Raw genomic sequence first — 304 nt, forward strand, 5'->3', positions numbered from 1 at the left:
AGGCGGGTGAATCGGGCCAGTCGATTGCGAACAACCTCAATGCGTTGGCGAAACAGGCCAGCGCATCGGGCGACAGCAGCCTTGCCGGCACGGCCAGCAGCCTGGCCTCGCAGGCCGCGGGCGGCACCATGAACGCCAAAAGTGCGGAACAGCTTCTGGGGCAGTACGGATCAGGCAGCCCATCGACGACTGGAAGTGCCACGGCTTCCAGCCCGACGTCCACGACCACGCAAGGCTCGCTTTCTCAGTTGAGCCAGGAACTGGAGCAGATCATTGCTGCACTTCAGGCGCTGGGCCAGAGCGG

General features: G+C 64.5%; 1 protein-coding gene. It reads left to right on the forward strand.

Annotation, left to right across the window (positions count from 1 at the left end; genetic code table 11):
• The coding region (locus B8446_RS16370; RefSeq protein ID WP_048851355.1) for a hypothetical protein at positions 1–304 on the forward strand (304 nt) is incomplete at both ends.

It is taken from the genome of Tanticharoenia sakaeratensis NBRC 103193, from assembly GCF_000963885.1.
Taxonomy (GTDB): Bacteria; Pseudomonadota; Alphaproteobacteria; order Acetobacterales; family Acetobacteraceae; genus Tanticharoenia; species Tanticharoenia sakaeratensis.